Below are 9,509 nucleotides of genomic sequence, written 5' to 3' on the forward strand. Positions count from 1 at the left end.
GGTGGCCTACGCCGCGGTGGAGGCAGGGGTAGGAGGGGAGAAGGACGCCACCAACGCCCTGGGGCGGGTGGCCCTCACCGTCCTCACCAACGTGGGGGAGGACCACCTGGAGGCCCTAGGGGGCTCTCTGGAGGCCGTGGCCCGGGACAAGGCGGGGGCCATCCGGGAGGGGGTGCCGGTGGTCACGGGGGCAAGGGGGGTGGGGCTGGAGGTGGTGCGGGAGGTGGCCGCCCTCCGCGGGGCGCCCCTTCACCTCCTGGACCCCGAAGACCCCCTTTTCGCCCTCCCCGCGCCCCCTGCCCTAAGGGGGGCCTTCCAGGAGGAAAACGGCCGCCTGGCGGCGGCCGCCCTCCGCCTCTTGGGCTTTCCCGAGGAGGCCATCGCCCGGGGGCTCCGGGAGGCCCGAAACCCTGGGCGCCTGGAGCGTTTCCTGGTGGAGGGGGTGGAGGTCTATCTGGACGGGGCCCACAACCCTCCGGCGGCGGAGGCCTTGGCCCGGGAGTTTTCTACTTATCACCTCCTCTTTGGGGCCTTTCCCCGGAAGGACATCGGAGGGGTTCTGGCCCGCCTCCTGCCCCAGGCCAAGACAGTGCGCTACGCCCGGGCGGGGGAGGGGGCCTCGAGGGTGGGGGAGCCCTTCTTTGAGGACCCCAAGGAGGCCCTAGAGGATGCCCTTAAGGCCGCCCAAAAGGACGGCCTGCCCGTTCTCGCCACAGGTTCCTTGTACCTGGTGGGGGCCCTGAGGGGCTTGCTGGCCCCTTGGGGTGGTCTAGCGGGCTTCCGCCAGGACCCTCCCTGAAGGGTCGGCGAAGACCACCCGGTCCACCCGGGGAAGCTCCAGGAGGACGTAGGGGCTGGTGAGGGCCTGGGTGACGATGGCCCCCCTGGGGGGGCTCTTGAGCTCCAGGATCACCCGGGCGGTGGGGCCGCTAAAGGTCACCCCCACCACCTCGAGGCCGTACCCCCCCGTGGGCTTCAGCCCCCAGAAGAAGGCGGCCACACTGCGGGTGCGGAAGTCCACGCTGGGGGCAGGAGGGCGGGGGATGCGGTTCCCCACCACCAGGTTCCAGACCTCCGCGAAGCGGGTAGGGTCCTTGGCCAAGAGGGCCCGAGGCTCTTCCGCCCCGTAGGCGGCGTTGGTGCCCCGGTCCAGGAGGCGGTAGCTGGGGGCAGGGGGGCTCACCAGCTCCACTTTAAGCCCATACTGGACCAGGAGGGCCTCCACCCCATAGGCCATGGGGGTGGGCTCCAGGGGAAGGGGCTTCAGCACGGGCTCCGAAAGGTGGAAAAGCACCACCTGCCGCCCGCCCCGCCGGGCCAGGATCTCCCGGAGGAGGACGGCGGTTTCCGAGGGGAGGAAGGTGGGGAGGTCGGGGGTGCGGTAGTCCATGGGCTGGACCAGGCTCCGCCTTTCCCCGGCCCTTAGGGGCCCGGTGAGCTGGACCCAACCCGTACCGTCGTGGAGCCAGGTGGCCCGGAGGGGGACCTCGGTGCGCACCTCCAAGGCCCCCCCCACCAGGCCCCGCACCGCCTCCGCCTGGGGCTTCAGGGCGGGCCCCACCTCCCGTAGGAGGGGGCTTCCCTCCACCCATAGGGCCCGGGGCATGGCCCAGAGGCTTTCCCCCTTGGCCCCCTCCAGCCTTAGCACTTTCCCCCCTACCTTCACCTCCCTGGGCTCCCCGTAGAAGTAGGTCCAGCGCTCCGTGCTTTCGGGGAAGAGGAGCTGGGCCTCCTTCACCCAGTAGCCCGAGGTTTCCAGCACCAGCTCGCACCCTGCTAGGGCCGTGGCCCCGAGGAGAACCATGAGGGTCTTGCGCATGGTTCCATCATAGGGCCAAAAGGGTCCCTTGGGGTTTAGCCTTCGTTTAGGCTCGGCTCCTGGGGTCCAGGGCGTCCCGCAGGCCATCCCCCAGGAGGTTGAAGGCCAAAACGGTGAGCATGATGAAAAGCCCGGGGAAGATCATGGTCCAGGGAGCGTTCATGGCGTAGCCCCCCTTGAAGCTGTCGGCGATCATGGCCCCCCACTCGGGGGCGGGGGGCTGGGCCCCTAGGCCCAGGAAGCCCAAGGCGGCGGCCTCGAGAGTGGCGGTGCCGATGGAAAGGGTGGCCTGGACGGTGAGGGGCGGGAGGGTGCCGGGCAGAAGGTGTTTCAGGAGGATCCGCCCTGGGCTTGCCCCCAGGGCGTGGGCCGCCTGCACGTAGTCCAGCTCCCTTAGGGAGAGGACCATGGAGCGGGCCAGACGGATGTACACCGGTACCTGGACGATGCCGATGGCCAGCATGGCGTTCTGCAGGCTGGGGCCCGAAACCGCCACGATGGCGATGGCCAGAAGGGTGCCGGGAAAGGCCAAGAGGAGGTCGGACAGCCAGAGGATCCCGAGCTCCACCCGGCCCCGGAAAAACCCTGCCAGAAGGCCCAGCAGGGTGCCCAGGACCAGCCCGATGCTTACGGAGATGACCCCCACCTGCAAGGAGATGCGGCTCCCATGGAGCACCCGGGTGAAGATGTCCCGCCCCAGGTGGTCGGTTCCGAAGGGGTGCTCCAGGGAAGGGGGCTTAAGCCGGCTCAGGTAGTCCCGGTCCGTGGCGGGATCGTAGGGCTTAAGCACGGGTACGAGAAGCGCCAGGAGGACCAGGGCCAGGGTGAGGACCAGGCCCACCCGGCCGGAGGGGGAGCGGAGGAAGCGCTTTAGGGCTTTTCGGGTTGGGGTTTCCATGGGGTCACCTGTACTGGATCCGGGGATCCAAAAGGGCGTAGGAGAGGTCCACCAGCAGGTTGACCAATACGAAGGCCAGGGCCACCACCAAGACCCCTGCTTGGACCACGGGGTAGTCCCGGTTGAGGATGCCCTCGTAGATGTACGACCCGATGCCCGGCCAGGAAAAGATGGTCTCCGTGAGGATGGCCCCGCCCAGAAGGGTGCCGAACTGGAGGCCCACGATGGTCACCACGGGCAAGAGGGCGTTTTTCAGGGCATGCTTCAGGATAACCTGGCGCTCGGCCAGGCCCTTGGCCCGGGCGGTGCGCACGTAGTCCTGGGAGAGGACCTCCAGCATGGCGCTGCGGGTGATTCGGGTCAGGATGGCTAAGGGGATGGTCCCCAGGGTGAGGGCAGGAAGAAGGAGATGGCGCAAGGCATCCCAGAGAACATCCCCCCGGAGGGCGAGGAGGCTATCCAGAAGGAGAAAGCCGGTTAAGGGGCGGTAGTCTATGGCCAGGTCGGTGGAAAGCCTGCCCCCTGTGGGGAGCCAGTGGAGGTTTACCGCGAAGAGGTAGACGAGGAGGAGGCCCAGCCAGAAGACGGGCATGGAAACCCCCACCAGGGAGAGGCTCATGGAGAGGGTATCCAGGAGGCTGTTCTTGCGCACAGCGGCCAGGATGCCCACGGGGATGCCCAGGGCCACGGCCACCAGGGTGGCCGCCAGGGCCAGCTCAAAGGTGGCGGGCCAGCGCCGTTTGAGCTCGTCGGCCACGGGGATGGTGGAGACCGTGCTGGTGCCCAGGTCCCCCGTGAGGACGCTCTTCAAAAAGGTGAGGTACTGCACGTATAGGGGCCGGTTTAGCCCCAGCTTCTCCCGCAGGGCCTCCAGCTGTTCTGGGGTGCCCCGCTCCCCCAGGATGGCCTGGGCGGGGTCCCCGGGGATGAGCTGGAGGAAGAGGAAGACCAGGAGGGTTATGCCGATGAGCACCGGGAAAAGGCCCAAAAGGCGTCTGAAAGTGTAGCTCCACATTTGTTGTAAGAAACCCGGACCCCCCCCAAGGGGGGTCCGGGCTAAAACGCGCTACCGCTTCTCAATGGTCTCAAAGGACTCGGAGCCCAAGGGGCTTGGCGTCCAGCCGGTGATGTTCTTCCGCTTGGCCAAAAGGGGCTGGGAGTGGACGATGGGGATGCGGAGGGCGAGGTTGAAGGTGAGCTCGTCCGCCTGCTGGTAAAGCCGCTTCCGCTCTTCCGCGTTGGCGCTGGTGGCCGCCTTGGTGAGGAGGTCCCCCAGTTCCTTCTTTTCAGGGGTTCCCCCCTTTTGGCACGGACCAAGTATAAAGCGCCCCTTGCGGGGCGCGCAAGTCCGGGGAAAGCGCTTCAGCCCTCCCCCAGGTAGGCCTTCTGCACCTCGGGGTTCTGGGCAAGCGCCCTCGCTGGGCCCTCGAGGCCAATCTCCCCCGTGGCCAGCACGTACCCCCGGTGGGCGATCTGTAGGGCCAGACGGGCGTTTTGCTCTACCAGGAGGATGGTTTTGCCCTCCTGGTTGAGCTTAAGGATGGTCTCAAAGATGAAGTCCACCAGCACCGGGGCAAGGCCCATGGAGGGCTCGTCCATGAGGAGGATCCGGGGGTTTTGCATCAGGGCCCGGCCGATGGCCAGCATCTGCTGCTCCCCCCCGGAGAGGGTCCCCCCCTTCTGGCCCCGGCGCTCGTAGAGCCTGGGGAAGAGAGCGAAGACCATCTCCTTGCGCTCCTGCACCACCTTCCGGTCCTGCTCCAGGTAGGCCCCAATCTCCAGGTTCTCCTCCACCGTAAGCCGGGGGAAGATGCGCCGTCCCTCGGGCACGTGCCCTACCCCCAGGGCCACGATCTGGTGGGCGGGCAGGCGGTGGATGGGCCGGCCTTGGAAGAGGACCTCTCCCTCTTTGGGCCTCACCAGGCCGCTGATGGTCCTTAGGGTGGTGCTCTTCCCGGCCCCGTTGGAGCCGATGAGGGTTACGATCTCCCCCTCCTCCACCCTCAAGGAGACCCCTTTTAGGGCGTGGATGTGCCCGTAGTAGGTGTGGACCTTCCTGAGCTCCAGGAGACTCATGCCCCACCTCCCGCTGCCCCCTTGCCCAGGTAGGCCTCGATGACCCTTGGGTTTTGCCGCACCTCCTCGGGGGTGCCCTCGGCGATCTTGGAACCGTACTCCAGTACGGCGATGCGGTCGGAGATGCGCATGACCAGGCGCATGTCGTGCTCAATGAGGACCACGGTGATGCCAAGCTCGCCCCTGAGCTTTTGGATGAAGGCCTGAAGCTCCTCCGTCTCCCTGGGGTTCATGCCCGCAGCGGGCTCGTCCAGGAGGAGGAGCCTGGGTTTCAGGGCCAAGGCGCGGGCGATCTCCAGGCGGCGCTGCTCCCCGTAGGGAAGGTTTTTGGCTAGCTCGTCCTTGCGGTGGAGGAGGCCCACGTAATCCAATAGCCGCTTCGCCTCCTCCTCGGCCCGCCTCTCCTCCTTCCGGGCCAGGGGGGTGCGGAGGAGGGCGTGGAAGTAGGGCACCCGGGTGTGGATGTGCATCCCCACCAGGATGTTCTCCAATACAGTCATGGCCCCGAAGAGGCGGATGTTCTGGAAGGTGCGCCCTACCCCCTCCTTGGCGATGCGGTCCGGGGAGAAGCCGGTCACCTCCTTGCCGAAGAGGAGGATCTTTCCCTCGTCGGGGGCGTAGATCCCGGTGAGGAGGTTGAAGAAGGTGGTCTTGCCCGCCCCGTTGGGGCCGATGACGGAGAAGATCTCCCGTTCCCGGACCTCGAGGCTCACCTCGTTCACCGCCACAAGCCCCCCGAAGCGCTTGGTGACCTTGTGGACCTCCAGGGCCTTCATGCCTCCTCCATCTCCGCCCGGTGGCGTTTCTCAGGGATCAGGCCTTCGGGCCGGAAGATCATCATGAGGACCAGGATAATCCCGAAGACCAACCGTTCGTACTTGGCGGGGTCCACCTGGCTTGGGATCTGGGGCAGGCTGGTGCGGACAAACTCGCTGAAGGTTTTGAGCACGTCCAGGTTCAGGATGGTGAGGGCCGCCGCCCCCAGGATGGACCCGGGGATGGAGCCCATGCCCCCCAGGATCACCATGGCCAGGATGGTGATGGAGGCCAGCAGGGTGAAGGACTCCGGGGAGACGAAGGTCCTCTGGGCGGCGAAGATGACCCCCATGACCCCGGAGAAGGCTGCCCCCGTCATGAAGGCCAGGAGCTTGGTGGGCAGGAGGGGGATGCCCATGGAGCGGGCGGCGATCTCGTCCTCCCGGATGGCCACCCAGGCCCGGCCAAAGCGAGAGTTGGCCAGGTTCAGGTTCACCAGCACCACCAGCCCGATCATGAGGAGGACCAAGAGGTAGAAGAAGAGCTGGTAGTCCGTGCGGGCGTCCAGCTGGAGACCTAGGGAGGCCGCGAGGCTGTGGAACCAGTCTATAGGGGGGCGCTGTACGGGGGTGATGCCCTGGGGCCCGTTGGTGAAGTTGATGGGGTGGTCCAGGTTGTTGGCCAGGATGCGCACCACCTCCCCAAGGCCCAAGGTGACGATGGCCAGGTAGTCCCCCCTAAGCCTCAGGGCGGGAAGGCCGATGAGGAGGCCAGTGATGGCGGTGGTGACGATGGCGATGGCCATGAAGAGGTACATGTACTCCCCGGGAAGGGGGAAGTTCCCCTGCATGAAGTTCCTGGCCTGCTCGCTCCCGAAGATGGCCCAGGTGTAGGCTCCCACGGCGAAGAAGGCGGCGTAGCCCAGGTCCAAAAGCCCGGCCATCCCCACCACCACGTTGAGGCCTAGGGCCATGGCCGCGTAGATGCCGATCTGGATGCCGAGCTCAAAGATGAAGGTGTTGGCGAACCCCGCCACGGGCACGGAAAGGAGGAGGATGGCAAGGCCCAAGAGAACCTGGAGGAAGCGGGGCACCTTCAAGGTGGTGAGGGCCACCAGGATGCCCACAAGCCCAATGAGGCCCAGGGTGTTCCCCGAGGCCCTAAGCCCCAGGGTGAAGCCTAGGGTGAGGAGGGCCAGGCTAAGCCCCCTCTGGCCCGAGGAGAAGCGGCCAAAGGCGGTGACCCCTAGGGCCAGGAGGCCGAAGAGGGCGCTTAAGGCCCCTGGGGCTAGCCAGGTGAAGAGGAGGAAGCCGAAGGTGAGGGCGATGGCGGTCATACCTTCTCCTTGACCATCTGCCCCAGGAGGCCCTGGGGCCGCACCAGGAGGATAAAGATGAGGATGAGGAAGGCCACCACGTCCTTGTACTCCGTGCCGAAGTTGCCGTTCGTGAGGATGGGCAGGTAGGTGCCGAAGAAGTTCTCCAGCTGTCCCAGGACAAGCCCGCCCAGCATGGCCCCGGGGATGTTGCCGATGCCCCCAAGCACCGCCGCGGTGAAGGCCTTGATGCCAGGGAGGAAGCCCACGTAGGGGTTCACCGTGGTGTACATGAGGGCGAAGAGGACCCCCGCCACCCCACCCAAGGACCCCCCAATGAGGAAGGTGCGGGAGATGATCCGGTCCGGGTCAATGCCCATGAGGCTGGCGGTGTGGAGGTCCTGGGCCACCGCCCGGATGGCCACCCCCAGCTTGGTGCGGTTCACCAGGTAGGTGAGGCCCAGCAACATGAGGATGGAGACCACGATGACGATAAAGGCCTTGGTCTGGGCAAAGATGTCCCCCCCGAAGAGCTTCACCGAGCCCTCGAGGTCCTCCACGGTGTGCATCCCTAGGAAGAACTCGTTGTGCCACAGGCCCTCAATGAGCCGCACCAGGTCCTGCAGGATGAAGGACACCCCGATGGCGGTGATGAGGGGCACCAGGCGGTTGGTGGTGCCCCTTTTCCTCAAGGGGCGGTAGGCGAAGCGCTCCACCAAGATGGCCGTCCCCCCGGCGATAAGCCCCCCTAAGAGGAGGGCGAAGAGAAGGAGCAGGTAGCCGTTGGGCACCAGGGGCCCCAGGTAGCGGAAGACTTCCACCCCCACCACCGCCCCGATCATGAAGATCTCCGAGTGGGCAAAGTTGATGAGCTCCAAAACGCCGTACACCATGGTGTACCCAAGGGCCACCATGGCGTAGACGAAGCCCAAAAGGAACCCGTCAAAGATGACCTGGGGAAGAAGCGCAAGGATCTGTTCTAGCAAGACGCCTCCTTTTTCCCGGCACAAGGGGTGGCCTCGTGGGCCACCCCTTGTCTACACCACCTTCTTACCTTGCCGCAGGGGGTGCCACTTCCACCACGCGGATCAGCTTGTTATCGGCCCAGTTGCCGGTGCCCGCCACCTGCATGATGAAGTACTTGGCCTTCTTGATGTCCCCCTTCTCGTCAAACTCAATGGTGCCGGTGAGGCCCTCCATCTTGACCGCCCGCACCGCTTTGGACACCTGCTCCCGGGTGGGCTTCTTGCCCCCGTTGTCCTTGATGGCCTTTTCCAAGGCGGTCAGGATCACGTTGGCCGCGTCGTAGGCGTAGATGCCGAAGCCCTCCACGTCCTTGCCGTACTTCTGCTTGAAGCGCTGGGCGAAGGCCTTGGCCTTGGGGAAGGCGGACACAGGGCCGGCCACCGTGGTGTAGTAGGTGCCCTTGGCCGCCTGGGAGCCTGCCAGGCGCTCAAACTCGGCGGAGTCCAGGCCGTCGCCGCCCATGAGGCGGGTGGTGAGGCCCCGTTCGCGGAGCTGCTTCACGAAGGGCCCGATCTGGCTGTAGATGCCCCCGAAGTAGATGAGCTGGGGAACAGGCCGGGCGCCCCGGATCTGGTTGATGATGGGCACGAAGTTGGAGGTTTCCTCGGTGCCCACGAAGGCCACCGCTCGGCCGCCCAGGGCTTCAAAGCGCTTCTTGAACTCCTCCGCCAGGCCCTGGCCGTAGGCGGTCTTGTCGTGGATGATGAAGACCGTGTTGACCTTCAGGTTGTTGAAGGCGTACTCCGCCCCCGCGGGACCCTGCACGTCGTCGCGGCCGCAGATGCGGTTCACGTTGGGGAGCTTGCGGTCCGTGACCCTGGGGTTGGTGTTGGCGGGGGAGACCATGACCAGGTTCACCCGGGCGTAGACCTCGCTGGAGGGGATGGCCACGCCGGAGTTCAGGTGGCCCACCACGCCCAGGATGTCGGGGTCGTTGATGATGCGGTTGGCGTTGGCCACGCCCACGTCGGGGTTGGCCTGGTCATCGTAGGGGACGAACTGGAGGTCAAACCCCAGCTGCTTAAAGCGGGCCTTGGCCTCCTCCACCGCCAGTTCCGCCCCCAGCTTAATCTGCTCCCCCAAGGCCGCTTGGGGGCCGGAGAGGGGGGACTGGGAGGCGATCTTGATGACGTTTTGCCCCAGGGCCATGCCCAGGGCGGCCACCCCTGCTACCACGAAACCCAGTTTCCTCATAGCTCACCTCCTCTAAAGAGCACGCGTTCGCGTTGCGGCCCCATTCTAAGGGGGGGGTAGGGCCTTCTGTCAACGCCCTGTAGTTGGCCAGCACATTTGAGACTCTGTGGGGACCCCCTCCTCCTTGAGCTTGGCCAGGAACCCCAAGGGCGCAAGACCCCCCAAAGCCCGGTGCAGCCTCCGCCCGTTGTAGTAGTCCAAATACGCATCCAACTCCCGCTGAAGCCCCTCAATCCCAGAAGGCAGAGGACGCGTGTAAAACTCGTCCCGAAACGCCCGCTGCATGCGCTCCACATGCCCATTCAACTTGGGACTCCGCGGAGGAAGCTCAAACAACCGGATGCCCAAACCCCTACAGGCCTCCTCAAACTCCGCCATAAACTCGCTACCCCCATCCACCTGCACCGCCCGGATGGGAAACGGAC

At 65.9% G+C, this 9,509-nt stretch carries 9 protein-coding genes and 2 pseudogenes; 1 reads left to right on the forward strand and 10 read right to left on the reverse strand.

Going from position 1 to position 9,509, the window contains the following annotated elements; translation table 11 throughout:
* Nucleotides 1–799 (forward strand): cyanophycin synthetase (locus WKI94_RS10655; RefSeq protein WP_337845716.1); only part of this gene is annotated, 799 nt, incomplete at its 5' end.
* Here WKI94_RS10655 and WKI94_RS10660 read toward each other — a convergent pair.
* The 10 genes and pseudogenes from WKI94_RS10660 to WKI94_RS10705 form a co-directional block, all read right to left on the reverse strand.
* On the reverse strand, nt 770–1,819 hold the full coding sequence (locus WKI94_RS10660; RefSeq protein ID WP_337845717.1) for a protease complex subunit PrcB family protein: 1,050 nt from the start codon (nt 1,817–1,819) through the stop codon (nt 770–772). The genes WKI94_RS10655 and WKI94_RS10660 overlap by 30 nt on opposite strands.
* A 46-nt stretch (nt 1,820–1,865) precedes the next feature.
* Entirely contained in the window at nt 1,866–2,717 is an 852-nt protein-coding gene (locus WKI94_RS10665; protein WP_337845718.1) for an ABC transporter permease, read from the reverse strand.
* A 4-nt stretch (nt 2,718–2,721) separates the two neighbouring features.
* On the reverse strand, nt 2,722–3,732 hold the full coding sequence (locus WKI94_RS10670; protein WP_337845719.1) for an ABC transporter permease: 1,011 nt from the start codon (nt 3,730–3,732) through the stop codon (nt 2,722–2,724).
* 51 nt (nt 3,733–3,783) lie between these two features.
* Nucleotides 3,784–3,999, reverse strand: a pseudogene (locus tag WKI94_RS10675) (ABC transporter substrate-binding protein); the annotation flags it as partial.
* An 80-nt stretch (nt 4,000–4,079) separates the two neighbouring features.
* Nucleotides 4,080–4,793 (reverse strand): ABC transporter ATP-binding protein, encoded by a 714-nt coding sequence (locus WKI94_RS10680; protein WP_337845720.1) that lies wholly within the window; start codon nt 4,791–4,793, stop codon nt 4,080–4,082.
* Entirely contained in the window at nt 4,790–5,569 is a 780-nt protein-coding gene (locus tag WKI94_RS10685; protein ID WP_337845721.1) for an ABC transporter ATP-binding protein, read from the reverse strand. The genes WKI94_RS10680 and WKI94_RS10685 overlap by 4 nt, the downstream gene beginning before the upstream one ends.
* Complete coding sequence (locus WKI94_RS10690; RefSeq protein ID WP_337845722.1) at nt 5,566–6,885, reverse strand: branched-chain amino acid ABC transporter permease; 1,320 nt, start codon at nt 6,883–6,885, stop codon at nt 5,566–5,568. Before WKI94_RS10690 ends, WKI94_RS10685 begins: the two co-directional genes overlap by 4 nt.
* Nucleotides 6,882–7,850: a branched-chain amino acid ABC transporter permease gene (locus WKI94_RS10695; protein ID WP_337845723.1), complete on the reverse strand. Its 969-nt coding sequence runs from the start codon at nt 7,848–7,850 to the stop codon at nt 6,882–6,884. Before WKI94_RS10695 ends, WKI94_RS10690 begins: the two co-directional genes overlap by 4 nt.
* 64 nt (nt 7,851–7,914) lie before the next feature.
* On the reverse strand, nt 7,915–9,084 hold the full coding sequence (locus WKI94_RS10700) for a branched-chain amino acid ABC transporter substrate-binding protein (RefSeq protein WP_337845724.1): 1,170 nt from the start codon (nt 9,082–9,084) through the stop codon (nt 7,915–7,917).
* A 67-nt stretch (nt 9,085–9,151) separates the two neighbouring features.
* Nucleotides 9,152–9,509: pseudogene (locus WKI94_RS10705) on the reverse strand (integrase core domain-containing protein); the annotation flags it as partial.

It is taken from the genome of Thermus sp., from assembly GCF_037444525.1.
GTDB lineage: Bacteria > Deinococcota > Deinococci > Deinococcales > Thermaceae > Thermus.